This is a genomic window from Saccharopolyspora shandongensis, assembly GCF_900106995.1.
GTDB classification, from domain to species: Bacteria; Actinomycetota; Actinomycetes; order Mycobacteriales; family Pseudonocardiaceae; genus Saccharopolyspora; species Saccharopolyspora shandongensis.
In genome coordinates this window covers 1-26,763 of the sequence record NZ_FNOK01000061.1, presented here as the reverse complement: position 1 = coordinate 26,763, position 26,763 = coordinate 1, and the positions used below count along the sequence as shown (strand labels likewise).

General features: G+C 70.4%; 28 protein-coding genes. 6 read left to right on the top strand and 22 right to left on the bottom strand.

Translation table 11 applies throughout. The features are described 5' to 3' along the window. Window positions 1-59: 59 nt before the first annotated feature. The 12 genes from BLW84_RS38720 to BLW84_RS38665 all read right to left on the bottom strand — a co-directional run bounded on the left by BLW84_RS38720 (window position 60) and on the right by BLW84_RS38665 (window position 10,135). Entirely contained in the window at window positions 60-701 is a 642-nt protein-coding gene (locus BLW84_RS38720) for a LutC/YkgG family protein (protein ID WP_093276252.1), read from the bottom strand. Further along, a complete protein-coding gene (locus BLW84_RS38715; RefSeq protein ID WP_093276321.1) occupies window positions 698-2,125 on the bottom strand; it encodes a LutB/LldF family L-lactate oxidation iron-sulfur protein in 1,428 nt (475 codons plus the stop codon). Before BLW84_RS38715 ends, BLW84_RS38720 begins: the two co-directional genes overlap by 4 nt. Window positions 2,126-2,142: 17 nt before the next feature. Then, on the bottom strand, window positions 2,143-2,877 hold the full coding sequence (locus BLW84_RS38710; protein WP_093276250.1) for a (Fe-S)-binding protein: 735 nt from the start codon (window positions 2,875-2,877) through the stop codon (window positions 2,143-2,145). A 263-nt stretch (window positions 2,878-3,140) separates the two neighbouring features. Then, entirely contained in the window at window positions 3,141-3,941 is an 801-nt protein-coding gene (locus BLW84_RS38705; RefSeq protein ID WP_093276247.1) for an IclR family transcriptional regulator, read from the bottom strand. Between the two features lie 14 nt (window positions 3,942-3,955). Then, complete coding sequence (gene pcaC, locus BLW84_RS38700) at window positions 3,956-4,351, bottom strand: 4-carboxymuconolactone decarboxylase (RefSeq protein WP_093276245.1); 396 nt, start codon at window positions 4,349-4,351, stop codon at window positions 3,956-3,958. Then, window positions 4,351-5,112, bottom strand: coding sequence for a 3-oxoadipate enol-lactonase (pcaD, locus tag BLW84_RS38695; protein WP_093276242.1), 762 nt, complete (start codon window positions 5,110-5,112; stop codon window positions 4,351-4,353). The genes pcaC and pcaD overlap by 1 nt, the downstream gene beginning before the upstream one ends. Next, complete coding sequence (gene pcaB, locus BLW84_RS38690; protein WP_245761682.1) at window positions 5,109-6,467, bottom strand: 3-carboxy-cis,cis-muconate cycloisomerase; 1,359 nt, start codon at window positions 6,465-6,467, stop codon at window positions 5,109-5,111. Before pcaB ends, pcaD begins: the two co-directional genes overlap by 4 nt. Further along, window positions 6,439-7,011: a protocatechuate 3,4-dioxygenase subunit alpha gene (pcaG, locus tag BLW84_RS38685; RefSeq protein ID WP_093276240.1), complete on the bottom strand. Its 573-nt coding sequence runs from the start codon at window positions 7,009-7,011 to the stop codon at window positions 6,439-6,441. Before pcaG ends, pcaB begins: the two co-directional genes overlap by 29 nt. After that, window positions 7,011-7,763, bottom strand: coding sequence for a protocatechuate 3,4-dioxygenase subunit beta (gene pcaH / locus BLW84_RS38680; protein WP_093276236.1), 753 nt, complete (start codon window positions 7,761-7,763; stop codon window positions 7,011-7,013). Before pcaH ends, pcaG begins: the two co-directional genes overlap by 1 nt. Window positions 7,764-7,832: 69 nt before the next feature. Then, window positions 7,833-8,603, bottom strand: a complete 771-nt coding sequence (locus BLW84_RS38675; protein ID WP_093276233.1) for a CoA-transferase subunit beta — start codon at window positions 8,601-8,603, stop codon at window positions 7,833-7,835. Beyond that, window positions 8,600-9,421, bottom strand: a complete 822-nt coding sequence (locus BLW84_RS38670) for a CoA transferase subunit A (protein WP_093276231.1) — start codon at window positions 9,419-9,421, stop codon at window positions 8,600-8,602. Before BLW84_RS38670 ends, BLW84_RS38675 begins: the two co-directional genes overlap by 4 nt. A 228-nt stretch (window positions 9,422-9,649) precedes the next feature. Next, window positions 9,650-10,135, bottom strand: a complete 486-nt coding sequence (locus BLW84_RS38665; protein ID WP_093276229.1) for an NUDIX domain-containing protein — start codon at window positions 10,133-10,135, stop codon at window positions 9,650-9,652. 309 nt (window positions 10,136-10,444) lie between these two features. On the opposite strand from BLW84_RS38665, the gene BLW84_RS38660 reads away from it, so the two are divergent. Further along, window positions 10,445-11,860, top strand: a complete 1,416-nt coding sequence (locus BLW84_RS38660; RefSeq protein WP_143061258.1) for an aminotransferase class V-fold PLP-dependent enzyme — start codon at window positions 10,445-10,447, stop codon at window positions 11,858-11,860. A gap of 88 nt (window positions 11,861-11,948) precedes the next feature. Beyond that, entirely contained in the window at window positions 11,949-12,473 is a 525-nt protein-coding gene (locus BLW84_RS38655; protein ID WP_425441815.1) for a RidA family protein, read from the top strand. A 60-nt stretch (window positions 12,474-12,533) separates the two neighbouring features. On the opposite strand, the gene BLW84_RS38650 is transcribed toward BLW84_RS38655, so the two are convergent. The 3 genes from BLW84_RS38650 to BLW84_RS38640 are packed head-to-tail and all read right to left on the bottom strand — an operon-like array spanning window position 12,534 to window position 14,943. Then, a complete protein-coding gene (locus BLW84_RS38650; RefSeq protein ID WP_177226931.1) occupies window positions 12,534-12,818 on the bottom strand; it encodes a hypothetical protein in 285 nt (94 codons plus the stop codon). Beyond that, window positions 12,818-13,441 (bottom strand): RNA polymerase sigma factor, encoded by a 624-nt coding sequence (locus tag BLW84_RS38645; protein WP_218157639.1) that lies wholly within the window; start codon window positions 13,439-13,441, stop codon window positions 12,818-12,820. Before BLW84_RS38645 ends, BLW84_RS38650 begins: the two co-directional genes overlap by 1 nt. Next, window positions 13,438-14,943, bottom strand: a complete 1,506-nt coding sequence (locus BLW84_RS38640; protein ID WP_177226930.1) for a sodium:solute symporter family protein — start codon at window positions 14,941-14,943, stop codon at window positions 13,438-13,440. The genes BLW84_RS38645 and BLW84_RS38640 overlap by 4 nt, the downstream gene beginning before the upstream one ends. A 253-nt stretch (window positions 14,944-15,196) precedes the next feature. Between BLW84_RS38640 and BLW84_RS38635 the strand changes: the two genes are divergently transcribed. Beyond that, entirely contained in the window at window positions 15,197-15,484 is a 288-nt protein-coding gene (locus BLW84_RS38635; RefSeq protein ID WP_218157638.1) for a DUF3311 domain-containing protein, read from the top strand. After that, window positions 15,481-17,154, top strand: a complete 1,674-nt coding sequence (mctP, locus tag BLW84_RS38630) for a monocarboxylate uptake permease MctP (RefSeq protein WP_093276220.1) — start codon at window positions 15,481-15,483, stop codon at window positions 17,152-17,154. The genes BLW84_RS38635 and mctP overlap by 4 nt, the downstream gene beginning before the upstream one ends. Window positions 17,155-17,234: 80 nt before the next feature. Here mctP and BLW84_RS38625 read toward each other — a convergent pair whose 3' ends face one another. From BLW84_RS38625 to BLW84_RS38600, 6 genes are all read right to left on the bottom strand, one after another. Then, complete coding sequence (locus BLW84_RS38625) at window positions 17,235-19,304, bottom strand: M28 family peptidase (protein ID WP_093276218.1); 2,070 nt, start codon at window positions 19,302-19,304, stop codon at window positions 17,235-17,237. Between the two features lie 107 nt (window positions 19,305-19,411). Further along, window positions 19,412-19,864 carry a TSCPD domain-containing protein gene (locus BLW84_RS38620; protein WP_093276216.1) on the bottom strand — a complete coding sequence of 151 codons (453 nt, stop codon included), beginning with the start codon at window positions 19,862-19,864 and terminating at the stop codon, window positions 19,412-19,414. 91 nt (window positions 19,865-19,955) lie between these two features. After that, window positions 19,956-21,056 (bottom strand): CapA family protein, encoded by a 1,101-nt coding sequence (locus tag BLW84_RS38615; protein WP_093276214.1) that lies wholly within the window; start codon window positions 21,054-21,056, stop codon window positions 19,956-19,958. Window positions 21,057-21,061: 5 nt separating this feature from the next. Then, entirely contained in the window at window positions 21,062-22,039 is a 978-nt protein-coding gene (locus tag BLW84_RS38610) for a DUF3048 domain-containing protein (RefSeq protein WP_093276212.1), read from the bottom strand. A gap of 58 nt (window positions 22,040-22,097) precedes the next feature. Beyond that, window positions 22,098-22,730 (bottom strand): NUDIX hydrolase, encoded by a 633-nt coding sequence (locus BLW84_RS38605; RefSeq protein WP_093276210.1) that lies wholly within the window; start codon window positions 22,728-22,730, stop codon window positions 22,098-22,100. 33 nt (window positions 22,731-22,763) lie between these two features. Then, the gene (locus BLW84_RS38600) at window positions 22,764-23,390 is read right to left on the bottom strand and encodes a TetR/AcrR family transcriptional regulator (RefSeq protein ID WP_093276208.1); all 627 of its coding nucleotides are present in this window, start codon (window positions 23,388-23,390) and stop codon (window positions 22,764-22,766) included. A gap of 212 nt (window positions 23,391-23,602) precedes the next feature. On the opposite strand from BLW84_RS38600, the gene BLW84_RS38595 reads away from it, so the two are divergent. Continuing rightward, window positions 23,603-24,940: a carboxypeptidase regulatory-like domain-containing protein gene (locus BLW84_RS38595; protein WP_218157637.1), complete on the top strand. Its 1,338-nt coding sequence runs from the start codon at window positions 23,603-23,605 to the stop codon at window positions 24,938-24,940. Here the strand turns inward: BLW84_RS38595 and BLW84_RS38590 are convergent, their stop codons facing one another. Further along, a complete protein-coding gene (locus tag BLW84_RS38590) occupies window positions 24,941-25,393 on the bottom strand; it encodes a MaoC family dehydratase N-terminal domain-containing protein (RefSeq protein WP_093276206.1) in 453 nt (150 codons plus the stop codon). A 587-nt stretch (window positions 25,394-25,980) separates the two neighbouring features. Here BLW84_RS38590 and BLW84_RS38585 point away from each other — a divergent pair. Further along, the coding region (locus tag BLW84_RS38585; RefSeq protein WP_143061257.1) for a DUF222 domain-containing protein at window positions 25,981-26,763 on the top strand (783 nt) is incomplete at its 3' end.

Here is a 26,763-nt window from a genome sequence, read left to right as displayed (position 1 = left end):
ACACTGACCTCGATGATCAGTGTGTCACCCGGTCGTGCGGCCCGGTCCGGGGGACGATCTCAGCCCGGGGCGACCAGGACGTGGAGCGTCCGGGGGCCGTGCACGCCCTCGACCCGGTTGAGCTCGATGTCGCTGGTCGCCGACGGGCCGCTGATGAACGTCATCGGCCGCGCCGGGTCCAGCCGGCGCAGCGCGGCCGGGACGTCGTCGGCGACCTGGGATTCCCGGACGACGCAGATGTGCACGTCCGGCACCAGCGTCACCGCCCGGCGGCCCTGACCGGGGCCGTGATCGAGCACGATGGTGCCGGTCTCGGCGATGCCCACCACGGCCGTGGTGATCACCGCGTCGACGCGCTCCAGTCCCGCCGTGTCGATGTCCGTTCCGTCGTCCACCTGGCCGAATTCCGAGCTCAGCGCCTCGTACCACTGCTGTGGTACCCCGGCTGGGGCGAGTACTCGGCGGGCACCTGCGGCGCGCGCGGCGGCCACGATCGCGGCGGGCAGCTCGCCCGGCTCGACCCGCTCCACCGTCGCCCGGTAGTCCGCGACCCGCTCGCAGAACAGGCCCACCAGATCCGCCGTCGGGCGTTCGGTCCGGTAGTCGCGCGGAATGCTCGACACCGGAACCCGCTCGGTCTGTGCCAGCGCCGAGCGCACCCGGCCCAGGATCGCCTCGCGCGCCGAATTCCCCGCACTCATCGCGATTCCCCTCCTCGGTTGCGCTCCCACCAGGAGCGGAAGGATTCCTCGGCCGGGGCCGGCGCGTCCCGCGCATCGGTCCAGCGCGACAGCGGCGGGGGCAACCGGCCGATGGTGCCCTTGCGCCCGATGACCCGGCGGCTCAGCGCCGCCACCTTCTCGGCCGCGGCCAGCCGCTTCGAGTCGCCGAACACCCAGGACGCCAGGCCCATCAGGGCGTCCATCGGCTTGGACCGCCAGTTGTGCTCCTCGACGACCCGGGTGCGCAGGTGCACCAGCAGGTCGGGGATGTCGATCGCGACCGGGCAGACGTCGTAGCAGGCGCCGCACAACGACGACGCGTACGGCAGCGATTTGTCCACTTCGGACACCGTCCCGCGCAGCTGCGGCGTCAGCACCGCGCCGATCGGGCCCGGGTACACCGAGCCGTAGGCGTGGCCGCCGGTGCGCTCGTACACCGGGCACACGTTCAGGCAGGCCGAGCAGCGGATGCAGCGCAGCGCCTGGCGGCCGACCTCGTCGGCGAGCGCGTTGGTGCGGCCGTTGTCCAGCAGCACCACGTGGAACGACTGCGGCCCGTCCCCGGCGGTGACGCCGGTCCAGGTCGAGGTGTAGGGGTTCATCCGCTCGCCGGTGCTGGAGCGCGGCAGAAGCTGCAGGAACACCTCCAGGTCCTGCCAGCGCGGCACCAGCTTCTCGATGCCGACCACGCTGATCAGCGTCTCCGGCAGGGTCAGGCACATCCGGCCGTTGCCCTCGGACTCCACGACCACCAGCGTGCCCGTCTCGGCCACCGCGAAGTTCGCGCCGGAGACGGCGACCTTGGCGCGCAGGAACTTCTCCCGCAGGTGCCGCCGGGCGGCCTCGGCCAGCCGGGCGGGCTCGTCGGTGAGGTCCGCGGGCGCGGGCGCGCCGACCTTGCCCATCTCGCGCTGGAAGATCTCGCGGATCTCGGCGCGGTTGCGGTGGATGGCGGGCACCAGGATGTGGCTCGGGGTGTCGTGCCCGAGCTGGACGATCAGCTCCGCCAGGTCGGTTTCCCAGGCATCGATCCCGGCGTCGGCCAGGGCTTCGTTGAGCTCGATCTCCTGGGTGGCCATCGACTTGACCTTGACCACCTCCCGCTCGCCGGTGGCCCGTACCAGGTCCACGACGATCCGGTTGGCCTCGGTGGCGTCGCGCGCCCAGTGCACGGTGCCGCCCACCGCGGTCACCGCCGCCTCGAACTGCTCCAGGTAGTTGTCCAGGTTGGACAGTGTGTGCGTCTTGATGGCCGCGCCGGCCTCGCGCAGCTGAGCCCAGTCGTCGAGCTCGCCGACGACGCTCGCGCGCTTCTGCCGGATCGTCGAGGTCGCGTTCGCCAGGTTGTGCCGCAGCTGCGAGTTGGCCAGCTCCCGCTTCGCCGCCTGCGGGAACGCTGGCATGCCCAGGTAGGTGCCGGTCACCGGTCAATCCCTTCCGTCGAGGCCAGAATCTCGGCCAGGTGCATCACCCGGATCCCGGAACGCTGCCGGGACAGCAGCCCGCCGATGTGCATCAGGCACGAGGAGTCTCCGGCGCAGAGCACCTCCGCATCGGTCTCGCGGACGTGGCGCGCCTTGTCCGCGCCCATCGCCACCGACACGTCCGGGTTCTTCAGCGCGAAGGTGCCGCCGAACCCGCAGCACTGCTCGGCGGCCGGGAGCTCGGCGAGCTCCAGCGACCGCACCGCGCGCAGCAGCCGCAGCGGCCTGTCGCCGACCCGCAGCAGCCGGGCGGAGTGGCAGGTGGGGTGGTAGGTCACCCGGTGCGGGAAGTACGCCCCGACGTCGGTCACGCCGAGCACGTCGACGAGGAACTCCGACAGCTCGTGGACCTGCGGAGCGATGCGCGCGACGGCGCGGCTGAGCCGCCTGTCGCCCTCGGCGACCATCGCGTGCTGGTGGCGCACGGACGCCACGCACGACCCGGACGGGGCGACCACGGCGTCGTAGTCGGCGAACGCGTCGACGAAGGTCCGCACCGAGGAGACGGCCTGCTTGCGGTAGCCGGTGTTGGTGTGCATCTGCCCGCAGCAGGTCTGCGCGGCCGGGAACTCGACCTCGCAGCCGAGCCGCTCCAGGATCTGCACCGTCGCTTTGGGCGCCGCCGGGAACATCGCATCCCCGAGGCAGGTAGCGAACAACGCCACCCTCATACCAGCATCACTCCACTCGATTCGAGTCAGTTCACCGTGGAAGCATCCACGACAGGACGTTGGACTGCAGGAAGACGAGGACGCACAACGCGCAATGAAGGTGCCGCTGGTGTTCTGGCCCGGATTGGTTCATCAGGTAGGCCGGCGCAAGCGTGGTGAGTAGGTGTATCGCCGAGGCAAGGGCGGGTAGGCCGAGGCCGGCCGCCTAATCCGCGGCTTCTACCGGGACGGCTGGGCCCTGGACCTGCGCTGAGGCCGGAACCTCAGCGCGAAACCGCGCGGGACTGCGGGGCGACCGCGAGGTCGGCGCTGATCCGGGCCGCCGTCGCCTGCAGCGGCGGCAGGAGGTTCTCGCGCGCTTCTTCCGGGCTGGTGCGGGAGGCGTGCGAGGAGATGTTCACCGCCGCCACCACCTTGTTCGCCCGGTCCCGGATCGGCGCCGCGATCGAGCGCAGGCCCGCTTCGAGCTCCTGGTCCACCAGCGCCCAGCCCTGCTCGCGGATGCGGGCCAGTTCCTCTTCGAACGCCGCCGGGGTCGTGATCGTGTGCGGGCCCAGCGGCTCAAGGTCCACTTCGGACAGGTAGGCGTTCAGCTCGGCGGGGGCGAGGTCGGCGAGCAGCACCCGGCCCATCGACGTCGCGTAGGCGGGGAACCGGGTGCCGATGTTGATCGACACCGTCATGATCCGCGAGGTGGGGACGCGGGCGACGTAGACGATGTCCGGGCCGTCCAGCACCGACACCGACGCCGACTCGTGCACCTCGGCCACCAGCCGCTCCAGGTACGGCTGGGCGATCTCGGGCAGCGACACGCTGGACAGGTAGGCGAAGCCCAGCTCCAGCACGCGCGGGGTGAGCGCGAATACCCGGCCGTCGGTCCACACGTAACCGAGGTGCACCAGGGTGTGCAGGAACCGGCGGGCCGCCGCGCGCGACATGTCGGTCGCGCGGGCGACCTCCGACAGCGTCATCTCCGGGCTGGACTCGTTGAAAGCGCGGATCACCAGGAGCCCGCGCGCCAGCGACTGGACGTAACCGCCGCTCGTGTCGGACACGGGTTCCATGGCGTTCTCCTGCTTCAGTCGGACTGCTCGTCGCCGAGGATCGTATTGGCGATCGCGAAAGCGCTGTTCGCGCGGGGCACTCCGGCGTAGATCGCGACGTGCATGAGCACCTCCCGGATGTGCTCCGGCGGGACGCCGTTGCGGCGGGCGGCCTTCACGTGCATCGCGAACTCGTCCTCGCAGCCCATCGCCGCCAGGATCGCCAGGGTCAGCATGCTGCGGGTCTGCCGGTCGACGCCGTCGCCGCTCCACAGCTCGCCCCACGCGTAGCGGGTGATGAAGTCCTGGAAGCCCTCGGTGAACGGGGTGATCTTGGTGTTCGCCCGGTCCACGTGCTCGTCGCCGAGGACCTGCCGGCGCACCTGCATCCCCTGGTCGCGCCGGGTTTCGTCGTTGAGGCGGTCGGGCATCACAGGCTCCTCGTGAAGTGGTCCAGCAGCAGCCGGTTGACGGCCTCGGGCTGTTCGGCGTTGGCCAGGTGCGCCGCCGGGGACAGCACCTCCAGGCGGGCGCCCGCGACGGCCGCGGCGATCTGCTCCGCGTGCGCCGGGGGAGTTGCCGCGTCCTCGGCGCCCGCGATCACCAGCGTCGGCGCGGTGATCTCGCCGAGCTTAGGCAGCAGGTCCATGCCGGCGATCGCTTCGCAGCAGCCCGCGTAGCCCTCGTCGTCGGCCGCGGCGAGCATGCCGCCGAACTTCTCGACGACGTCCGCCCGCTCGGCCAGGGCCGGGGTGAACCACCTCGGCAGCGACGGCTCGACCATCGCCTGCGTGCCCTTCTCCCGCACCACCGCGGCGCGGTCCTGCCACATCGACGCGGGGCCCAGGTCGGCGGAGGTGCAGATCAGCGCGAGCCGGTCGATGCGCTCCGGCGCGTGCTCGGCCAGCCACATGCCGGTCATGCCGCCCAGCGAGACCCCGGCGAAGTGCGCCCGGCGGACGCCGAGGGTGTCCAGCAGCGCCAGCACGTCGCCGCCGAGCTGCTTGAGCGTGTACGGCCCGGGCTTGCCCGCGGTGCCGCCGTGCCCGCGCTGGTCGTAGCGCAGCACCTGGAACTCCCGCGCGAGCGCGGGAACCTGCTCGTCCCACAGCGACAGGTCGGTGCCCAGCGAGTTGGACAGCACGACGACCGGCGCGCCGTCGGGTCCGGTCAGCTCGTAGTTCACGTTCACGGGTTCTCCAATTCGGCGTGTGCGGCCAGGGCGCGGTCGATGAAGGCGGGGGCGGAGCCGAGGTAGTCGGCGGGCTCGGTGGCCGCGACCACTTCGGCCTCCGAAAGCACCGCTTTAACCTGCGGATCTGCCAGCAGTTCCGCGCGCAGCGTCGTGCCCTCCTGCACCGCGCGGCGGCACAGCTGGGCGACGAGGTCTTGGGCCTCGGTGCGACCGAGTCCGGCCATCAGCGGCCCGGCCGCGCTTTCGGCCATCACCAGACCGCCGGTGAGGGCGAGGTTGGCGGCCATCTTCTCGGGGTGCACGCGCAGTTCCGCCAGCAGCCGCCGGGCCTGCGCGGCCGCCGCGGCGACCAGGCGCAGCAGTTCGGTCAGCGGCTCCCACTCGGACTGCCAGGCGCCGGCGGCGCGCTCGTACTCCTGCGGCATCGCCGACAGCAGGGTCGCCACCAGGCCGGGCGCCCGCCGGGTCGCGGCGGTGATCAGCACCGCCGACACGGGATTCTGCTTGTGCGGCATGGCGGAGGATCCGCCCGCCTTGCCTTCGGCGAGCTCGCCGACCTCGGTCTGCGCGTGCAGCTCGACGTCCAGGGCGAGCTTGCCGAGGACCCCGGCCGCGGCGCCCAGCGCCCCGGCCAGTTCGGCGACCCGGGTCCGGTCGGTGTGCCACGGCACGACGGGTTCGGCCAGCCGGAGTTCGGCGGCGAGCAGCCCGACGACCCGGACGCCGTCGGTGCCGAGCGAGGCGAGCGTGCCCGCGGCGCCGCCGAGCTGGACTGCGAGCCGCTCGTCGCGGATGCGGCTGAGCGCTGTGACGGCCTCGTCGAGCGCGGTGAGCCAGCCGGCGCAGCGGCAGCCGAACGTCGTCGGCAACGCCTGCTGCAGCAGCGAGCGGGCGATCATCACGGTGTGCCGGTGCCGTTCGGCGAGCCTCGCGCATTCGCCCGCCGCGGCGCGCAGATCCGCGATGACCAGGTCCAGGACGTCGCGCGTCACCAGCATGGCGGCGGTGTCGATCACGTCCTGGCTGGTCGCCCCGCGGTGCACGTGGGGCTTCGCCTCGGCGCCCACCAGCGTGGTCAGGTCGCGCACTAGCGCGATCACCGGCGTCGCCGACGACACCGCGCGCTCGGCGATCGAGCCGACGTCGAACAGCTCGACCCGGCAGTGCCGGGCGATCTCCTCGGCGGCCGAAACCGGGATGACGCCGGCCTCGGCCTGCGCCGAAGCCAACGCCGCCTCGAAGCGCAGCATCGCCTGCAGCCAGGCGGAACCGCTGGTCCGCTCGGCCGCCGCCGGCGTGCCGAACATCGGCCCGAACAGGTCGTCAGACCGCGAAGAAGACTGTTTCGCCATCGCCCTGGATCCGGATGTCGAAGCGGTAGCCGCGGTCATCGGCCGCCGCGACCAGCGTGCCGCGGCGCGCCGCGTCCACTGCAGACAACACCGGGTCGGCGGCGTTGGCCTGCTCCTCGTCCGGGAAGTAGACGCGGGTGACCACTCGGTTGAGCATGCCGCGGGCCAGCACGGTGACGTCGAGGTGCGGCGCCTCGGTCGCGCCGTCCGGTGTGGGCAGCGGGCCCGGTTTCACGGTGCGGAACCAGAATCCGCCGTCGGCGTCGGTCGGGCACCGGCCGAAGCCCTGCCACGAGGAGGACTCCGGGCGCGGGTCGTCGGGGTGGTCGAACCGGCCGCGCTCGTCGGCCTGCCAGATCTCGACCACGCCGTCCGGGATGGGATCGCCGTTGCCGTCGGTGAGCCGCCCGTGCAGCACGAACGCGCCCGGGTGCTCGGCGGCGACGGCCTCCTGACCGCCGTCCCAGAGGATGCCGCCGGGCAGGGCGTAGAACGGGCCGACCGTCTGCGACGGCGTGGTGGCAGGGGGCTTGGGGGCAGCCATCAGTCGTCGTCCTCCTCTTCCTCGTCCTCGAACACCGAGCTCGCCGGGCCGCGCAGCACGATGTCGAACTTGTAGCTCAGCGCCCACTCCGGCACGGTCGTGTCGAGGTCGAAGCGGGAGATCATCCGTTCCCGGGCCTGCTCGTCGCGCACCGAGTTGAAGATCGGGTCCTGGTAGAACAGCGGATCGCCGGGGAAGTACATCTGGGTGATCAGGCGCTGGGTGAACGCCTGCCCGAACAGCGAGAAGTGGATGTGCGCCGGGCGCCACGCGTTGTCGTGGTTGCGCCACGGGTAGGCGCCGGGCTTGATGGTGATGAACCGGTAGTTGCCGTCGGCGTCGGTCATGCACCGGCCGGTGCCGGAGAAGTTCGGGTCCAGCGGCGCCGGGTGCCGGTCGCCCTGGTGCCGGTAGCGGCCGGCGGAGTTGGCCTGCCAGATCTCGACCAGCGTGTTCGGCACGGGCTTGCCGCCGGAGTCCAGCACGCGGCCGCTGACGATGATGCGTTCGCCCAGCGGCTCGTCGTCGTGCTGCACGGTCAGGTCGTGGTCGCGCTCGCCGCAGCGGTCCTGCCCGAGCACCGGCCCGGTGATTTCGGTGAGGTACTGGGGCAGGTACTGCAGCGGCTGCTTCGGGTAGCGCAGCGCGGACGAGCGGTACTCGGGGGTGTTCAGCGCCGGGTGGGACTGGTCGTCCTTGCCGTACTCCGGCAGGATCAGCCCGGCCGGCGACCGGGTCTCGTGTGTGGTCATCGCAGCTCCTCTTGCGTCCAAGCTGTCAGGCGGGCAGGACGACTGCCAGTCCCGGGCCGTGCACGTCGGTCATTTCGCGCCGCCGATCGTCGCCTTGAGCTCCCGCAGCACCGTCAGCTCGGTCTCGGTCGGCGCCTGCAGCACGGTCGGTTCGTCGACGACCTTCAGCGGCCAGCCCACCGCTTCCCGGGCCTGCTCGACCGTCGCGCCGGGGCTGAGTTGGGTGAGGGTGAGCTCGCAGGTCTCCGGATCCGGCTCCAGCACGCCCAGGTCGGTGATCACCTTGACCGGGCCGCGGCCGCGCAGGCCGAGCTTCTCCCGGTCGCCCTTGCCGGTGCCGTAGCCGACGGAGGTGACGAAGTCGAGCTTCTCCACGAAGCTGCGCGGGCTCATCCGCATCACGATGAGCACCTCGCGGCAGGACGCGGCGATCTCGGGCGCGCCACCGGCGCCGGGCAGCCGGACCTTCGGGTTGGCGTAGTCGCCGCCGATCACGGTGGTGTTGATGTTGCCGAAGCGGTCCACCTGCGCGCCGCCGAGGAAGCCGGTGTCGATGCGGCCGGGCTGCAGCCAGTAGTTGAAGATCTCCGGCACGCCGATCACCGAGTCGGCGGTGTCGGCCAGTACGCCGTCGCCGATGGACAGCGGCAGCCGGTCGGGCTTGGCGCCGAGCGTGCCCGACTCGTAGATCAGCACCAGGTTCGGGGCGTGCGTGCGGCGCGCGAGGTTCGCGGCGGTGCTGGGGAGGCCGATGCCGACGAAGCACGCCACGCCGTCGTGCAGGGAGCGGGCGGCGCCGACGGTCATCATCTCGTCGGAGGTGAATTCGGCGGAGCTCATCGGGCACTCCTCTCGGTGCTGAGGACCTCGGTCGCCAGCCAGTTCTCGAACTTCTCGCGGTCCCGGCCGATCGGGTCCCACTGCTGGTAGTAGGCGTTGTCGCGCTCGTAGTAGCCCTGCGCGTAGGACGGGGCGGCGCCGCCGGGCGCCTCCGCGACGGCGGTGACGACCCACTGCGGCAGCACCACGGCGCCGGGTCGCGGGGTCAGCTCGTCGACGATCTCCTCGACGGTGACCAGGGAGCGCTTCGAGGCCAGCACGGTCTCCTTCTGCACTCCGGTGATGCCCCACATCTGCACGTTGCCGGCCCGGTCGGCCTGCTGCGCGTGGATGATGCCGACGTCCGGGTTGATCGCCGGGACGGCGGCCAGCCGCTCGCCGGTGAAGGGGCACTCGATCATCTTGATGGTGTCGGTCTGCGCCGGCAGGTCGGTGCCCGCGTAGCCGCGCAGCACGGCGAAGGGCAGCCCGGAGGCGCCGGCGGCGTAGCGGTTTGCCATGCCGGCGTGGCTGTGCTCCTCGATCTCCAGCGGCACCGGCCAGGAGTTCTGGATGGCGTCGCGGAAGCGGTGCAGCGAGCCGACGCCGGGGTTGCCGCCCCAGGAGAAGATCAGCTTCCGCGCGCAGCCCGCCCCGATCAGCTGGTCGTAGACGATGTCGGGCGTCATCCGGACCAGCGTCAGGTCCCTGCGGCGCTGCCGGATGATCTCGTGCCCGGCCGCGACCGGGATCAGGTGGGTGAAGCCCTCCAGGGCCACCGTGTCGCCGTCGTGGACGAGCTCCGCGATGGCCTCGTCGAGCTGCAGGATGCGAGCCACCCCGACCACTCCTTGCTGTGCGCATAGTGAACGTCTGTGCTTTCTGCGAACACTACGGCAGCGCGCAGAACCAGGTCAAGGGAAGAACAACCGGTTTCGCCAGCTCCGGGGCCATTCGCGGGCATGCGGGGACCTGGTGTCGAGAAGAGATCAGCCGACCGGGAGTTCCGAGGCTGCGAGTGCCGCCAAGGCGGCCTGGGGCGGCTGCGCGCTCAGGGCGCGGTCACGTCAGAGGTAGCCGGTCTCCGGCAGGTCGTCGCCGGGCAGGGCGAAGACGTCGACCGCTGCTTCGGCGGCGGCGGTCGCCTGGAGGTAGCCGGTCTCGCCCCAGGAGAGGAGGTCGCCGGCCTTGCCCGGGTGGACCAGCAGCCGCCGGTAGGTCCGGCCGCTGTCCGGGTCCGGCTCCGGCGGGTGCACGGTGGTGATCAGCGCGGCCATCCGCACCTGCGCGTACGGCGAGATGCCGTCGTCCACGCACTGGTACCCGAGGTAGTGCGGCTCGCCGATGTCGACGGTGACCTCTTCCATGGTCTCCCGCCGCAGGATGTCGACGTACTCGACCTCGCCGGGCTCCGGGCGGCCGCCGGGCAGCGAGTGCTTGCTGCCGTCGAGGCGGATGAGCAACCGGCCGTCCGGGACGAAGAGGAACCCGTACACCTGCCGCACCGGCAGGCCCTCGGGCACGGCGCTGGTGTGCCAGGTGAACTTGGGCATCGCTGCGGGTCCCTTCCACGAAGCCGGAAAAGGGTCACCCTAACCGAGGAGGACGCCGAATCCCCCGATCGCCGCGCCGCTGTCGATTGCAATGCCACGCCGGGCTCCTCGCCCGAGGAACGCGACGGTCCGCAGACCCCTCCGCAGCCATGTTGCCCTGACGTCGCCGCCGGTTTACGGCCGGTCCCCGCTGAACCGGATCAGAGCCGCGAAATCCCTTTTCCGGCAGGAAAGGCGTAAACCGCAACGTTCTGATCGGCAACCGATGGGGCGTAACCACCAGGGCGAACGGCAAGAAGGGACACGGCAGTGTCGAGAAGAGACAGCAAGCTCGCGCCGGATCTCTCCCGGCGAGGTTTTCTCCGCTTCGCCGGAACCGGTGCCGCATTGGCCGGCCTTTCCGGGGTGGCACTGGCATCCCCGGTCGGCGCCGCGCCGGCCGCTCCGCTGGCGGCGGCATTACCACCGCCGTCGGACGGCAACTACTGGCGCGAGGTCGAGCGCCTGTTCATGCTCGACAAGAAGGTCCTGTTCATGAACGTGGGAACCGTCGGCTCGCCGCCCATCGAGGTCGTCGACACCGTCGACCGGGTGCATCGGGAGGTCGCGATCGGCGCGTTGTCGGCGTACAGCGACTTCGCCGACGTGCGCGCCGTCGCCGCGCGCGGGTACGGCTGCGATCCCGATGAGCTGGTGATCTCGCACAACACCAGCGACGGGATGTCCAAGATCATCGCAGGGCTGGGCCTTCGGGCGGGAGACGAGATCCTGACCACCAACCACGAGCATCCCGGCGGGAACGTGCCGATGGCAATCGCCCGCGACCGGCACGGCGTGGTGCTCAAGCGCGTCGAACTCCCCGTCGGCAACGATCAGCGCGCCGAGGACTACGTGGCGCTGTTCGGAAAGGTCATCACCGCCAAGACGAAAGTGCTGCTCTTCTCCGCGCCGACCTACAAGACCGGCACCATGCTGCCGATCCCGATGCTCGCCAAGCTCGCGCAGTTGCACGGATTGACGACCGTTGTGGACGGCGCGCACATCCCGGGGATGATGGCGTACGACTTCCACGAACTCGGCGTGGACTTCCTCGCCGGATCGGCGGCGAAGTGGCAGTGCGGGCCGGGCGGCACCGGCGTGCTGTACATCCGAAACAAGGTGCTGCCGCAGTACAACCCGAACCCGTTGCCCGAGTTCTGGCCGGTGGTTTCCAGCAGCTACCCCGAGGCCGGGGGGCTGCCGCCGCGGTCGAGCGGGCCGGTGGAGAGCTACGACATCGCCGAGTACCTGCAGTCGATCGGCAACGGCAGCATGGCGATCATGGCCGGGGTGCGCAACGCGTGCGAGGTGTGGGACCGCGTCGGCCGGCAGCGCATCCAGGACTACGTGCTCGGGCTTTCCGGTTATCTCAAGGAACTCGTCGCCGAGCGGTGGGGCGCGCAGGCGCTGTACTCGCCGAAGGACGATCCCCGCCTGGCGTGCGCGCTCACCTGCTTCAACCCTTTCCGGAACTCGCAGGACGTGTACGACAAGGACAAGTCCGGAGCGTTCGTGGCCCGGCTAAAGGAGCAGTACGGAATCGTCATCCGCAACACCGACTTCCCGGTGATCGGCATGACGCGCCACCCGTACCCGGTGCGGATCTCCACGCACCTCTTCCACCAGAACGACGACGTCGAACGCGTCGTGGACGCGATGTGGAAGCTGTCCGGCGCAATGGCCTGACCCGATCCGCCAGGGGTGCGGGGGATCCCCCGCGCCCAAACCCCTGCTGTTCCGCCGGAATCAACCGGATGCGAGAAGAGAGGTTCCGATGCGACGCCAACAATCGTCCCCAGCGCGCAACCGGCTCCGCCGGCTCACCCGCCCGGCCGTGATCGCCGCCATGGCCGGGGTCATCGGCCTCGGGATCGGTTCCCAGACGATGCCCGCCAGCGCGGGCGACGAGAGCGGGAACGCGCACCGGGTGATCACCTCTCCCGATGCGCCCGCGGCGATCGGCCCGTACTCGCAGGGGATCGCCGTCGGCAACCACGTCTACCTGTCCGGGCAACTGCCCCTCGACCCGAAGACGAACCAGATCCCCGAAGGAGCGACGATTCAGGACCAGACCCGGCAGGTCCTCCGGAACCTGGAGGCGGTTCTCGAAGCCGCGGACATGTCTCTCGGCGACGTCGTCAGCACCACGGTCTACCTGACCGACCTCGACGACTTCGCCGCCTTCAACGCCACCTACGCCGAGTTCTTCGCGCAGCGGTCGCCGGTCCGCGCGACCGTCGAGGTGGCGCAGCTGTCCCGCGGTGCGAAGTTGGAGATCTCCGCCATCGCGGTTCGCTGACCGGGCTGCCGCACCCGATGTGGGAGGGATACCGCGAGGTCGCCCTCCCACATCGGACTGTCAGGGCACGATGACGACGTCGTGCAGATCCCGAGTCGAAAGGCCCGGCGGCCCTGGGACGTACGGAGCCGGGGGCGGGCTGTCGTGAACGTGCAGCGCCCAGAGCCCGACGACGTCGGCGGCCGCCACCAGGACCGCGGCGATCGCCAGCGTGATCAGGCGCCGACGGCGGTCGCGCCGCTGCCACTCGCGCTTCGCCTTCACGTAGGCGTTCGGGGACGAGGTGGCCTGGGCCGCGAGTGCCTCGAGCGAGTCCCGCACGCGGGCCTCGGCGTCCTCCAGCATCACCGCCTCCCACCCTCGATCCGCATAGCCAGCGCCGACATGCCACGGAAGATGTGCGACTTGACGGCGCCGACGCTGATCCCCATCGACTCGGCGATGTCGGACTCCTTCAACCCCATCCAGTACCGCAGCACCAGAGCCTCCCGCTGCCGCCCGGAGAGGGTCTGGAGCGCGGCGATGACCTGGCGCTGGTCCTCCCGGAGGAGCACCGACGACTCGGCGGATTCCATCGTCCGCTCGCCGAAGCCGTCGGCTTCGAACTGGGCATGCCGGCGGCGCACCTGCAGGTGCCGGATCCGCATCCGGGCTAGGTTGCAGACGGTCGAGCGCAGGTACGCCGGCGCGGACTCGGGTGAGTGCAGCCGCCGCCACCGGCGGTGCAGTTCGCAGAACGCCTCGGAGACCAGGTCCTCGGCGTCGTGCTCGGCTCCGAGCAGCAGGGCCAGCCGGAGCAGCTGGGTGTGGTGGGAATCGAAGAGCGCGGCCATCGCGGCCTCGCGCTCGAGGTCGTTCAGGCCGGTGTTGCGTGGTTCGGGTACGCCGGGGTCACGCGCGGGCGGCGCGACCGCCGGCTCGGTGCCGGAGCCGGGCAGGTCGGCGGAAACGCTCTTGCGGGCGGTCACATCAGCGCCCTTCTCTGCTCGGGCACCTTGGCGAGCAACCGGGTCGCCGCCTGAACGGCGCCGACGACCGCGAGATTGGCGGCGAGAGCAAGCAAACCGGCGAACAACGTCAGGTGCAGATCTCCGAAGTGGACGGTGACCGTCGGTGCGAAATGACCCCAGGTCACCATCGCCGTTCCGCCGAGCATGCCCGTGAGCCACCCGGCGAGCAGCGCCGTGCGGCCGGGTGCGGCCGGTAGCAGGCCGAGCAGCAGCGCGGGCAACGTCTGGAGCACCCAGACGGCGCCGAGGAGGTGCAGCTGTATCGCGTTGGTGTTGTGGAATCCTAGGGCGAACGCGAGCGCGCCCACCTTGACCAGCAACGACATCGACCGGGCAACGCAGGCCTCCTGCTCGCTCGTGGCGGCCGGGTTGAGATACTCGACGTAGACGTTGCGGGCGAAGAGCGTTGCCGCGCCGATCGACATCACCGCGGCGGGGACGAGTGCGGCGACGACGAGGGATCCGAGGAGACCGCCCGCGAGCCACGGTGGCGCCACCTGCTGGATGAGCAATGCGACAGCCTGGTCGGCGCGGCCCGGTGGAGGAGCGACGCCGATGGCGATGGCCGCCGCTCCCATCACCGCGAAGACACCGAGCACCAAGGTCCAGCCCAGCAAGGCCGGAATGGTCTGTGCCACAACGCGTTTGGTCCGCCCGGAGAAGGTCACCATGAGCACGTGCGGAAAGGCGAACAGGGCAAGCGCCGACCCGAGTGCGAGGCTCCCGTAGGCCATCGCGTTCTCCGGGTTCAGGGTCGCTTCGAGGCCACGGGACCGCAGCGCCGACTCCGCGGCCGGCCACAGGTCGGCCCAGTCGGTGCGGCCCGACACGAGCAGGACCAGCACGATCGCGGATCCGACGACGAGGGCGGCTTTGAGGACGGCCACGGCGCTCGGCGCGCTGAGCCCGTGGCGGTACGTCGAGGCGGCGAGCACCGCGAACACGACGGTCAGGGCGAGATCGCCGACGAGGCCACCCGGATCGATGCCGACGACCGCGAGAACCGCCTGGATCCCGATCAGCTGCAAGGCGATGTACGGCATCGTCGCGAGGATCCCGGTCAGAGCCACCGCAAGCGCCAGGCCGGGGGAGCGGTAGGTACCGCGGATGAAATCCACGGCGCTGACGTAGCCGTGCCGGCGAGCGGTTTCCGCCAGCCGCGGCAGCACGACGAGCACGAGCGGGTACACGATCGTCGTGTACACCAACGCATAGAGGCCTATACCACCCGAGCTGAAGACCACCCCGGGCACGGCGAGGAACGTGTAAGCCGTGTAGATCGTCCCGCCGAGAACGCACCACAGCATCAGCGGGCCGTGCGAGCGTCCCGCAAGCGCCCACTGCTCCAGATCTGTCCCCGTGGCGGTCGAAGAGGGCGGGCCGGTGCGGGGGCGCAGCATGGCCAAGGTCGAGGCGGCGGTCACGACGCCGACGGCGACGACCGTGGTGGTTCCGTTCATCTGGCCTCCTTGATCGACAGTGGTCGCAGGCGATCTGGCCGGTAAACCGAATCGGCGCACTGCGCAACTGAAGGGCGAGCAACCAAAGAGCGCGGAACGAAGCAGGCGACAGTCCACCACAGCGATCACCGGCATGGAAGGGGGCTGGGCAACCACCCGAGGTGGGTGTGACGGCGCCACCGGTGGGCCGATTCCGCTTGTGCGCCAATCGACGAGATCGTCCGGAAGCGAATTCCCAGGACTGGAGGTCAATGTGGACCAGACCACTAGGACCGGCGCGCCGCCGGCGAACCGCAAACTTCTCGTGCTGGCCGGAGTTCTTCTGTTGCTCCCGTTGGTGGGGCTGCTCTGGGTCGGCAGCTACGCGCGGAAGGAACCGGTGATCGGTGGGTTCCCGTTCTTCATCTGGTACCAGTTCCTGTGGGTCTTCCTCTGCTCGGCGATGACGTACGCGGCGTACCGCCTCGTGCTGAAGGCGCGCCCGCACCGTCCGATCTCTGAGGACGGTGCCGGGGCCGGCGAGGGGGAGGTGGAGCGTTGAACCCGGGTCTGAACGGGATCGCACTCGCGGTGCTGGTCCTGTTGTTCGCAGTGGTGGCGGTGCTGGGTTTCTGGGCGTCGCGGTGGCGGCGTCCGGCGAGCATGGACAGTCTCGACGAGTGGGGGCTGGGCGGGCGGTCCTTCGGCACCTGGGTGACGTGGTTTCTGCTGGGCGGCGACCTCTATACGGCGTACACGTTCATCGCGGTGCCGGCGGCGATGTACGGCGCGGGTGCGGTGAGCGGCTTCTTCGCCGTGCCTTACACGATCGTGCTGTACCCGATCATCTTCGTCTTCATGGCACGGCTCTGGTCGGTGAGCCATCGGCACGGCTACGTCACGCCGGCGGACTTCGTCCGCGGCCGGCACGGTTCGCGGGCACTTTCGCTCGCTATCGCCGCGACGGGCTTCATCGCCACGATGCCTTACATCGCGCTGCAACTGGTGGGCATCCAGGCCGTGCTCGAAGTCGTCGGTGTCGGCGGGTCCGGGAACTGGCTGGCCAAGGACGCCCCGCTGTTCGCGGCGTTCCTCATCCTCGCGCTGTACACCTACACGTCGGGTCTGCGGGCCCCGGCGGTGATCGCGTTCGTGAAGGACGTCCTGATCTACGTCGTCATCATCGTCGCGGTGATCTACCTGCCGGCCAGGTTCGGCGGCTGGGAGCACATCTTCGGTTCCGCGGAGGCGAAGATGGCCGCGCCAGCTGCGGCGACCGGCAAGCCCGCTGGCGTTTTCATCCCGGGCGCAGCGCAGTTCTGGCCGTACGCGACGCTCGCGCTGGGGTCGGCGATGGCGCTGTTCATGTATCCGCATTCGATCACGGCGACGCTGTCCGCGAACAGCCGCAACACGATCCGGCGCAACGCGGCGATCCTGCCCGCGTACTCCTTCGTCCTCGGCTTGCTCGCGCTGCTCGGCTGGGTGGCCATCGCCGCCGGGACCAAACCGGTCGGGCTCGACGGCAAGCCCAACGCCCAACTGGTCATCCCGCAGTTGTTCGAGGACGCCTTCCCGGCCTGGTTCGCGGGTGTCGCGTTCGCAGCGGTGGCCATCGGAGCGCTGGTGCCTGCGGCGATCATGTCGATCGCGGCGGCGAACACGTTCACCCGCAACATCTACCGGGAGTGGTTCCGGCCCAACGTCACCGCCGAGCAGGAGGCGCGCGTGTCCAAAATCGCCTCGCTGCTGGTCAAGGCGTTCGCGTTGGTCTTCGTGCTGCTGCTCGACAAGCAGAACGCGATCAACTTCCAGCTCCTGGGCGGGATCTGGATCCTCCAGACCTTCCCGGCCGTCGTGTTCAGCCTCTACACCCGCTGGTTCCACCGGTGGGCGCTGCTCATCGGCTGGGGGGTGGGCATGGCCTACGGCACCATCAAGGCGTACAACGTATCGACGCCGACCACGCCGCATTTCGCTGGGTCCGTCGCGTCGATCGAAGGCCTCGGCGAGCTGGGCTACATCGCCCTCACCGCCTTCGTCATCAACGCCGTCGTCGCCGTCGTGCTGACCCTCGTGTTCAGGGTGGTCAAGGCGCCCGGCGGGCGGGACGAGACGGTTCCCGCCGACTACTTCGCGGATGCGGGGGACCCGCGCGCCCGGAAATCACCGACAGCGCTACGAGCCCTCACCGCGGAAGGAGGGGAGTCGACCTCGTTGCGCAACAGCTAGTGCCCGGCGCGGATGTCCTTCGTGGATCGATCGCCGGCGGCCCGCCTCCCCTTGGGAAGGTGGGCCGCCGGGTCGAACCGCTACGCCACGGCTCCTCGGGCCGCTTCGGTGGCCTTGTGCAGTGAATCCACCAGCAGGTCGCGGTACTTCTCGGCCGTCGCCGGGTCCGCGCCGATGATCGCGTCGTCGATCGCCGACAGCGGCTGGACCGCGTAACCGGTGTACAGGCCCGGCGCGTAGACCATGTGCTTGTACCAGTCCCGGCCCGGCAGACCTTCCTGCTGGGTCAATGCGCGTTCCTGGGCGATCAGCGCGTCGTTGATGGCGTCGGCGCGCTCGCCGCGAGCTTCACCCTCCAGTCGTTTGGCCGCCGCGTGCCATTCCCGCGCCGCGGCGTAGGCGGGGGAGAGGTCGACGACCCGGCCGTCGGCCTGCTTCTCGTCCAGAGCCCGCAGGTGGCCCTCGACCGCCGTCGCGTAGTCGGAGTAGCGCATCGGCGCGATGTCCGAACCGGCCATGCGCAACGCGAATGTGCCCGCGTACGCGGCGGAAGCCTCGTGGTACCGGTAACCCGGGTCGAGGAACTCGCGCATCATGCGCAGGTCGTCGTAGGCGCTGTGGTACTCGCCGCTCGGCGTCGACGTGCCGAACTCGGCCGAGGCGATGCCGAGGTGGTCCAGGAACGGCGTGTAGTCCGAGCCGCTGCCCAGTCGCTCCGGCACCGGGTTCTGCTCGCCCGATGCCTGCTGCCAGTTCCGGTACAGCGTGCCGTGCTCGGGATCGCGGACGTCCTTGGCGATGTCGGCCAGCACGCCGTCGAGCGCGGGAACCGAGCCGGCGGAGAAGTTCTTGCCGCCTCCCGCGCCGTCCATGTTCAGGTACACCAGGGCGTTCTCCAGCAGGTCGGCGCGGTGCTGTTCGACCCATTCGGTCGCGCCGAGCAGCCCGTACTCCTCGCCGTCCCAGCCGGCCAGCACGATGGTCCGCTCCGGTTGCCAGCCGCGGTCGCGCAGTTCGGCCAGCGCCCGGGCCGTTTCCATCAGCGTCGTCCACCCCGACACGTCGTCCTTGGTGCCGTAGGTCCAGGAGTCGTAGTGCGCCCCCAGGACCACCTTCTGCTCCGGGTGCTTCGAGCCGGGGATCTCGACGATCACGTCGTTGACCGGGATCTGCCGGTAGTCGATGTCCAGGTCGAGGTCGACGCGGGTCGGCCCGGGGCCCACCCGGTAGGTCAGGTCGAGGCCGCCCTGCCATTCCGCCGGCGCCTCCGGGCCTTGCAGCGCGGCCAGCAGGTGCTGGGCCTGGCCGTAGGAGATCGGCGTGGTCGGCACGCTCGTCATGTTCTCCGCGTCCGACGGATCGAGGCGCGGCGTGTCCTGTGTGGACGGCCGTCCCGGCGTGAGCGGGTCGCCCGGGTACTGGAAGATGTACTGCACGCTGCCGCGCTGGATGCCGTCGGCGTTGCGCCACGGGCCGTTCGGGTAGACCTCGCCCTGGGTGAAGCCGTCATCCGCGGGGTCGGAGTACAGGATCACGCCCGCGGCGCCGTGCTCTTCGGCGACCTTCGACTTCACCCCGCGGAAGCTCTGCCCGTAGCGGGCCAGCACGATCTTGCCCCGGACGTCGACGCCCATCTCGGCGAGCCGCGCGTAGTCGTCCGGCAGGCCGTAGTTGACGTAGACGACGTCCGAAGTGGCTTGTCCGGCAGGCGAATAGGCGTTGTAGCCGACGACCACGTCCTCGAAGTTCTCGTGCCACGGGTAAGGAGGTTCCTTCACCTCCAGCTCCCGCCGCTGCGGGCCGGTCATGGTCACCGCGATGTGCTGAGGCACCGAGGCGTAGACGCTGTAGCTCTCCAGCCTCGCGTTCAGGCCCCACCCGGTCAGCTGGTCCACCGAGTAGTTCGCCCGGCGCTCGGCGCCTTCGGTGCCGACCCGGCCGGGGTAGGTCGACATCGCTTCGCTCATCCGTGCCGCGCTGTCGGCATCGACCTCCCGCTGCAGCGCCCGCTCCCAGGACCGAAGGTCGCCGGGTTCGCCCTGCGCGGTCGCGGGCGAGGTCTGCGCGGTCAGCCCGGCTACGAGTGCCGTGGCCAACGCCGCCGAACCGAAGAACCACCTGCGGCGCCGGAGCGGTGCGTGCGGGGACATCCGACCTCCTGAATGCCGTGGCATGCAGCGAGCAAGATTCGGTTAGCAAGACGAAAGGTACAAAGGGCTAACCGAACCGCACAACGATCACCACTCGTTTGCCCGGGTTACTCCTCGGTCGGGCCACCGGCGATGCCGAGTCGGGTGCACGTCGCGGCGTCCAAGTAGTCCAGGGCCAGGCGGCGGAAGACGTAGTCCGGGAGGGAGTGGGCGAAGCCGATGTCCGGATCGGACACCGGGCCGCGCGGATCGAACTGCGCGCCGGCGTACTTCGCCACGTAGGTCTCCAGCGGCACGCCGTGCTGCAGGCCCAGCGAGACGGCGGCGAACAGGCTGTCCAGGAAGCCGCTGAGCGGGCTGCCCTGCTGGTCAACGCTCACCCACACCTCGCCGAGCTTGCCGTCCGGGTAGGCGTTGGTGGTCAGGTGGCCCGTGACGCCGCCGATGTCGAACCGGAGGGTGTAGCCGCGGCGGCGGCGCGGCGGGTGCTGCCGGGCAGCGCTCTGCTCCATCCGGATGACCCGGCGCCTGCGGCGCGCCGGGGCGTCGGTGCGGGCCATGCCAGGGGTTGCTCCTTCGCAGGGTCGTCCTATATGGACAATGCGGGACGGTACCGCAGCGCTGCGGCGGCGCCGCGCCCGGGCGGCCGCTTCACGCCCGGCGCCGCGCGCGCAGCGTCCCGTTCGACAGCACCACATCGGTGCCGAACGCGGCGCTGATCCGGGCCAGGGTGGCGCGGAGCCAGTCGGCGTCGGCGGCCGACGCGGGGTGCAGGCGCATCTGCCTGGCCTGCATCGGGAGCATGCGCAGGTCGACGAGTTCGCCGCCCGCGTCCAGCGACGCGAAGAACAGCAGGCGCAGGTCGTCGCGGTACTGCTCGTAGCCCGGGATGCCCTCGTAGTCGTCGATGAAGTCGCCGCAGCCGTAGAGCACGAGCCGGTTGCGGTAGATCTCGATCGGCCGCGGGTGGTGCGAGGAATGCCCGTGCACCACGTGCACCCCGCCGTCGATCAGCTGGTGCGCGAAGCGGACCTGGTCGGCCCCGACGCGGTACTGCCAGTTGGTGCCCCAGTGCAGCGAGACGACCACGACGTCGCCGGGCCGGGTCCGCTCACGGATCTCGCCGGCGATCTCGGCCGCGCGGCGGTCGGAGAGGTCCGGCAGGAAGTTGACGCCGGACCGCTTCGCGGTCGCCGCCCAGCTCGCCGGGATACCGCTGGACGCGGCGCCGTAGCCGAAGACCACGACCCGGCCGCGCGGCGTGCCGACCACCGCCGGCCGGTGCGCCTCCACGGCATCGTGCCCGGCGCCCACCCAGCGCAGGCCCGCCCGGGACAACGCGTCGAGCGTGTCGTCGAGCCCCCGGCGGCCGAAGTCCAGGACGTGGTTGTTGGCGAGGCTGCAGACGTCCGGATGCCCGGCGGTCAGGCAGCCCACGTTCGCCGGGTTCATCCGGTAGTGCACGCCCTTGTCCAGGGCGAACTCGTCGTTGCGGGTGATGCTGGATTCCAGGTTGATCACCCGCACGTCGGGCGCGGCGACGTCGAGTGCGCTCAGCGCGCCGCCCCAGGGCCATGCGAAGCCGACCGGGCTGTTGATCGGGCCGTTGCGCGCCTCGGCCGCCGCGACGTAGCTGCGCGCGTCGTGCAGGTACGCCTCGTGCAGGCCCGGATCGCCGGGGTGCGGCAGGATCTGGTCGACGCCGCGACCTGGCATCACGTCGCCGCACAGGAAGAGCCGGATCGGTTCCATCCCGCTCACGGCGTCAGCACGATCCATACCTGGCCGGGCGCGGGCAGCAGCGGCTCACCCGACGGGCCGGTGTAGGTGGCCGCGGCATCGGGGGCGGGTCGGGACCAGGTGCCCTCGAACGACCGCCCGTCGCGGAGCACCGAGACCGCGCCGCTGCCGACCGTTTCGGCGATCGGGGACGGGTTGCCCGCGGCGTCGCGGATCGCCGACTCGCGGACCTTGACCCGCTCGATCACCACCGTCGGCGGGCCGAGCCGCCCGCCGTCGACCGACGCGAACGGCGCCCCGTCCATCGAGGCCAGCCACCGGTGCTCCGCGGCGGACCACTGGAAGCCGACGGTGGCGGCGGGGAAGGTGACCTCGTAGTGGTCCGTCGGCGTGCCGCCGCCGGGGGTCGGCCCTGCGACTATCCGGTTCTGGCCCGGCCAGGGCGCGCCGGGCGGCAGCTTCGCCGGGTCGAGGAACAGGTTGTGCGGGGCGGTGCGCGACTCGTCGCGGCTGTAGGCGGCAGGCTGGTGCCCATCGGAGGCGTCGGTCACCGGGGCCGCCGCGATGAGCGGCAGCAGTTCGGGAGCCGCACCGGAGTACGCGAGCGTCGGGTGGCCGAACTGGGGGAGCAGCACGGCGTCGGTCTCCCGCGCGCTGCGCACCGGCCCGATCGTCGGCGGCTGGTGCGAGGCGAAGATCGCCAGCAGGCGGCTGTAGCCGCCCTCGACCGGCTCGACGTAGATCACGTCGGCGGCGCCGATGCCGACCGGTGGCCGGGCATCAGCCACGTTGTCGATCTTCACCGCGAGCACCGGCGGGCCCGGCGACGGGATCCCGGCGGACGGCGGGGCGGTGCCGCTGGTGGCGGGCTGCTGTTCCGGCGGCGCAGGGGACCCGGCGCGCGGCGTCGAGAACAGGCCGCAGGCGGCCGTGCCGAACACCGCGAGCAGGATCAGCGCCGCTGCGAACAGCGTGCGCATGCGCCCGCGTCGCATCGTTTCTCCCGGCAATCCCTCCGCGATCCAGGCTACGCCCGCAGGGCGCGGAAGCGGGTCAGCGCCAGGCGAAGACCGGTTGCTCCAGGTCGGCGACGCGGGTGTCCCGGCCGTGCAGCACGACCTCGCGGAACTGGTGCAGGACCGCCGCCGTGGGGGCGTGCACGAGGGTGTCCAGCAGCGGCAGCTGGATGACCGGCCGGTCGGACTCAGCGATGGCCACGAACCGGGGCGCGACGTCCAGCTCAGACAGCGTCACCAGGTCGACCCGTGCGACCTCGTCCGGGTTCGGCGACAGCTCCGGCGCGGCGCCGATCCACAACACGATCGGCGAAATGACATAACCGGAGCGCGTCGCGTAGTCGTCGAGCCGCCCGAGCACGTCCTGCTCCCGCGCGGCCACGCCGAGCTCCTCGCTCAGTTCGCGCAGCGCGGCCTGCTGTGCGTCCTCGCCGGGATCGAGCCGCCCGCCGGGCAGCGCGAACTGGCCGGCGTGCGCGCGCAGCGTCGCGGCCCGGCGGGTCAGCCAGACGCCCAGCTCGCCGCCGTCGCTGGCCAGCGTGATGGCGACCGCTGCGGCCCGGCGGCCCTGCAGCGGGATTCGCCTGGCGCGGAATCGGGCCAGGCGGGCCGCTATCCGTCGGCGCGCGTCGTCCGGTTGCTGCGGGAGGGAGGCGAGTTCGTCGGCCATCGCGGTCCTTTCGATCGGGCGTCGGGGGACCGGTCAGCCGGGTGGCAGGCCGCGGCCCAGCAGGTCGAAGGCCTCGTCCAGGAAGTCGTGCAGGTCGGTGTCCGGGTCGGCCTCGTGCCAGGACTGGATCGAGCTGCGCATCGCCGTGATCGCGGTGGCCGCCAGCAGCCGAACGTACCGGTCCGCGCGGTCCCGGCCGAGCCGCTGCGCGAGGCCGTCGGCGAGCGCGGCCTCCAGGGCGCGCGAGGCGAGCACGATCCGGCGCAGCGCCTCGGGGTGGTCGCGCAGCAGCCGCGCCTGGTCGCGCCAGATGGGCGCGGCCATCGCGGCGTCGATCGCCTCGCCGAGCGCGACGTGCGCCACCCGCAGCGGCGAGCGCTCGGCGGGCTGGGCCAGGATTCGGCGCGCGGTGCTCGCGACGCTCTCCGGATCCCAGGGCACCAGCACTTCTTCCTTCGCGGTGAAGTAGTTGAAGAAGGTGCGCGGCGAGACCTCGGCGCGAGCGCAGATGTCCTCGACGGTGACCGCGTCCATGTCGCGGTCCAGGAACAGCCGGACGGCAGCCTGCTGCAAGGCCTGCCGGGTCGCCCGCTTCTTGCGTTCGCGCAGCCCGCACGCCTGCTCGGCATCCGCGCTGCTCGCGGCCGTCGTCCTGGCCATCGGGGGCGTCCGTTTCTCTCGTCGGGGCGGCCGTCTCAGCCTAGTGCCCGGTTTCCGGCATCTCCGACAAACCGATGTTGCACCCGTGCATTTTTGCACAGACTGCAGAAATAAGTTAGTGTCGCTAACCGTCAATGGGGTAGTTCTCGCTCCCAGCCGGGCGATCCGAACCAGTGCAGCGCCGCACCCCCGTCCCGTCGTGAGGAGGCTTCTTGACCGAGGCACAGCCGAGCTCACTGGTGCGCACCCTGGCATCGGCGCTGTGGTTCCCGATGTTCTTCATCGTCGGATTCATGGTGTGCTACCTGCTGCCCTTCCACGCCCCGGCGCCGCACAACATGCCGGTGGCGATCGTCGGCGACCAGGCGGCGCAGCACCTCGACGCCGCCTTCGCCCAGGCGATGCCCGGCGGCATCGATGTCACCGCGGTACCCGACGAGCAGGGCGCGCGCGACGCGATCCTGCAGCGCCAGGCCGTCGCCGCCTACGACCCCGCCGACGGGCAGCTGTTCTACGCGAAGGCCAACGGCTCGGCGCTGATGATGGTGCTGCAGCAGGTGTTCACCCCGATCGCCACGGCAGGCGGCCACCACTTGGCGCTCGTCGACCTCGCCGCGGCCGCGCCCGGCGACGTCATGGGCACCGGCCTCTTCTACATCCTGCTGGCGATGAACATCCCGCCCTACATCACGGTGATGATGCTGCTGCGCGCCGCGCTGACCACCCGGCAGAAGCTGCTGGCGCTGGCCGGGGTCGGCGCGTTCGCCTCCGTGGTGTGCTACTTCGCCGCGCTGTCGATGGACGTGATCTACAACGAGCCTGTCCTGATGCTGATCGGCTTCCTGCTCACCCAGGCGGTCGCGTGGACGACGTTCGGGCTCGTGCCGTTCGTGAAGCAGTTCATCCCCGGCGTGGCCATGGGGCTGTTCGTGCTGCTGAGCATGCCCTCCAGCAGCGGCGCCATCCCGAAGGAACTGGTGCCGGTGTTCTTCCAGGCGCTGCACCGGTTCCTGCCGCTCGGGCAGGCCGTGGACTCGATGCGCGGCGTCCTGTACTTCAACGGCGCGGGAGCCCTGCCCGCCGTCCTCGGCCTGGTCGCCTGGTGCGCGCTGGGCGTCCTGCTGGTGGTGTTCAACCAGCTGCGCATGAAGCGGAAGAAGGCCGCGGATCCGGAAGCGGTGACCACTGCGGGCACCTACGAACACGAGGACGACAGCGAAGTCGTGGTCGACCCGGCGATCGAGGCGCCCCGGCCCAAGCACCACCACACCCTGGCCGGCACCGTGCGGGCCGCCGGCGGCGAGCCGGTGCCCGGCGCCATCGTGACCGTCACCGACCCGACCGGCGGCCAGCTGGCGCACCTGGTGACCTCGAACTCGGGCGAGTACGAGGTGCACGACCTGCCTCGGCAGTACGTCACGGTGGTCGTCTCCGCGTCGGGCATGCGACCGGCGGTGGACCGGGTCGCGGTGCGGCCGGGACGCATCGCTGGTTACGACTTCGTCCTGGAACCGGACGCCCGGCAGCATCGGATGGCCGGGGTGCTCTGATCAGTCCTGCGGGTGGCGGACGATCAGGACCTCCTTGAGGTCCGCCACGGCGCTGCCGTCGTCTCGGGTCACCGCGGTCTCGCGGACCACGAACTCCAGTTGGCCGTTCTTCTTGGCGTAGACGTCGGTGATCACCGGGCGCAGTACCAGGGTGTCGCCGGCGTGGGCTGTGGAGTGGTAGGTGAAGCCCTGCTCGCCGTGGAGGACGTGGCGCAGATCTATGCCGAGATCGGCGATGAAGCCGAAGGAATCCGACCCTTGCAGGGTTAGGCCGAAGAGGAACGTCGGCGGTACCGGGAGGTCTGGGTGTCCGGCTTCTCGGGCCGCCGACCGGTTGGTGTAGATGGGGTTCGTTTCGCCTATCGCTGTGGCGAACTGTTGGAGGCGGCCCGGCTCTATTTCCGTCCTGATCTCCGGGAGGGGCTTGCCGATCACCGCTGGATCGATCGCCATCTTTGGGCGTCCTTTGCTGGGTGGGGGTGGTTCGGATCGTACGGGGGTTTGGTGGTGGTGGGGTGGGTTTGGGGTTTTGGTTGGGGTTGGGGCCTTTGGAGGTTCGGCGTGCCTTTGGGGCCATCCCCGCGATTGGTGGATTGTGGGGGCTGCGTTCCGGAGGTCAAGCCCGGCCTTGCGGCCGCCCCTTCGGGGTTTCAGGCTTGACATCCGGAGCGCAGCCCCGGTTCGGCTTTGTATCGCGGGGATGGCCCGGAGTGGGATGGCTCGTTCGCGGCTTTCGTCGCCGGGTGAGGTTTTCGGGTTGGCTGGGGCTGGTGGGGGTTCCGTTTCGGGTTGATCCGTTGGCGGGGTCGGGTCGCGTGGTGAGGGCGCGATTTCGTTGGGAATTGACCTCTGGTCGTCGGGTGCCGTGCGCGTGGTCGATGGTGGTGCTGGGTTTGGTGGTGGATGGGGTCGCCTTCGGCGTGTCGTGACCCTTTTCCCTGGCATGGGACGGTATTTGCAGTCTTGGGTGGGGTGTTTCACCTGATCAAGCGACCATAAAAACAGTGCGAACACAAGTTCGAGTGCGGGACAATTGTGGCATGCCACCGCTACTGAACACCCAAGACTCGACCGGGGACCTTGCTGGTCCGTGGTCGGTGGTGTCATGCACCGACGCCGAACTCGCGGCCCGTATTCGGGGGTTGGAGAAGGAGATGCGGGTGCTGCTGTGGGAACAGTTGCAGTGCATCGCCGAAGCCGACCACCGCGCCATCCACACCGACACCACCGCCCGATCGTTGCAGGTCTGGCTGCAGGGGCTGCTCAACATCGATCCGCGTGACGCGAAAACCCGCGTGACAGTGGCCCGTAGCGTTGAGGACCGGCGGAGTTTGTATGGCGAGACGATGCCGCCCGACATGCCCGACACTGCCGCCGCTTTGTCTGAGGGTGCGATCGGGCTGGAGCATGCGCGTGTCATCGTCAACGGAATCCGGCGTTTGCCCGAGTACGCCCGCTGTCACCAGGTCGCCGAGGTTGAGGCGACTCTCGCCGGGTATGCGCGGACGATGTCGCCGAGGGAGCTGGAGAAACTCGCCGAACGCATTCGTTACCTTCTCGATCAGGACGGCGCCTACCGCAATGAGGAAGCCCAGCACGAAGCGCGGGAGTTGTACTACGGCACCACCCGGGACGGTATGACTGTCATCAAAGCCAAGCTGGACCGCGAAACCGGGGCGAAGTTCGCCGCACTCATGCAACCCCTTGCTGCGCCTCGCCCCGAGATCGACGGGGAGAAAGATCCCCGGACTGTGGGGCAGCGGAACGCAGACGGCTTCGCCGCGCTGCTGGACCTAGCGCTGGATCACGACGGAATGCCGCGT

Bases quoted from the DNA above. Each gene is read 5' to 3' on its own strand.
- BLW84_RS38625 (WP_093276218.1), bottom strand. From the start codon at position 19,304: ATGTCCCCGCACGCACCGCTCCGGCGCCGCAGGTGGTTCTTCGGTTCG.
- BLW84_RS38720 (WP_093276252.1), bottom strand. From the start codon at position 701: ATGAGTGCGGGGAATTCGGCGCGCGAGGCGATCCTGGGCCGGGTGCGC.
- BLW84_RS38610 (WP_093276212.1), bottom strand. From the start codon at position 22,039: ATGCGACGCGGGCGCATGCGCACGCTGTTCGCAGCGGCGCTGATCCTG.
- BLW84_RS38600 (WP_093276208.1), bottom strand. From the start codon at position 23,390: ATGGCCAGGACGACGGCCGCGAGCAGCGCGGATGCCGAGCAGGCGTGC.
- BLW84_RS38705 (WP_093276247.1), bottom strand. From the start codon at position 3,941: ATGGAACCCGTGTCCGACACGAGCGGCGGTTACGTCCAGTCGCTGGCG.
- pcaC (WP_093276245.1), bottom strand. From the start codon at position 4,351: ATGCCCGACCGCCTCAACGACGAAACCCGGCGCGACCAGGGGATGCAG.
- BLW84_RS38675 (WP_093276233.1), bottom strand. From the start codon at position 8,603: ATGAGCTCCGCCGAATTCACCTCCGACGAGATGATGACCGTCGGCGCC.
- BLW84_RS38640 (WP_177226930.1), bottom strand. From the start codon at position 14,943: ATGAACGGAACCACCACGGTCGTCGCCGTCGGCGTCGTGACCGCCGCC.
- BLW84_RS38665 (WP_093276229.1), bottom strand. From the start codon at position 10,135: ATGCCCAAGTTCACCTGGCACACCAGCGCCGTGCCCGAGGGCCTGCCG.
- BLW84_RS38715 (WP_093276321.1), bottom strand. From the start codon at position 2,125: ATGCCAGCGTTCCCGCAGGCGGCGAAGCGGGAGCTGGCCAACTCGCAG.
- BLW84_RS38605 (WP_093276210.1), bottom strand. From the start codon at position 22,730: ATGGCCGACGAACTCGCCTCCCTCCCGCAGCAACCGGACGACGCGCGC.
- BLW84_RS38615 (WP_093276214.1), bottom strand. From the start codon at position 21,056: ATGGAACCGATCCGGCTCTTCCTGTGCGGCGACGTGATGCCAGGTCGC.
- BLW84_RS38620 (WP_093276216.1), bottom strand. From the start codon at position 19,864: ATGGCCCGCACCGACGCCCCGGCGCGCCGCAGGCGCCGGGTCATCCGG.
- pcaG (WP_093276240.1), bottom strand. From the start codon at position 7,011: ATGGCTGCCCCCAAGCCCCCTGCCACCACGCCGTCGCAGACGGTCGGC.
- BLW84_RS38710 (WP_093276250.1), bottom strand. From the start codon at position 2,877: ATGAGGGTGGCGTTGTTCGCTACCTGCCTCGGGGATGCGATGTTCCCG.
- BLW84_RS38650 (WP_177226931.1), bottom strand. From the start codon at position 12,818: ATGCTGGAGGACGCCGAGGCCCGCGTGCGGGACTCGCTCGAGGCACTC.
- pcaB (WP_245761682.1), bottom strand. From the start codon at position 6,467: ATGGCGAAACAGTCTTCTTCGCGGTCTGACGACCTGTTCGGGCCGATG.
- BLW84_RS38590 (WP_093276206.1), bottom strand. From the start codon at position 25,393: ATGGCGATCGATCCAGCGGTGATCGGCAAGCCCCTCCCGGAGATCAGG.
- BLW84_RS38655 (WP_425441815.1), top strand. From the start codon at position 11,949: ATGCGACGCCAACAATCGTCCCCAGCGCGCAACCGGCTCCGCCGGCTC.
- pcaH (WP_093276236.1), bottom strand. From the start codon at position 7,763: ATGACCACACACGAGACCCGGTCGCCGGCCGGGCTGATCCTGCCGGAG.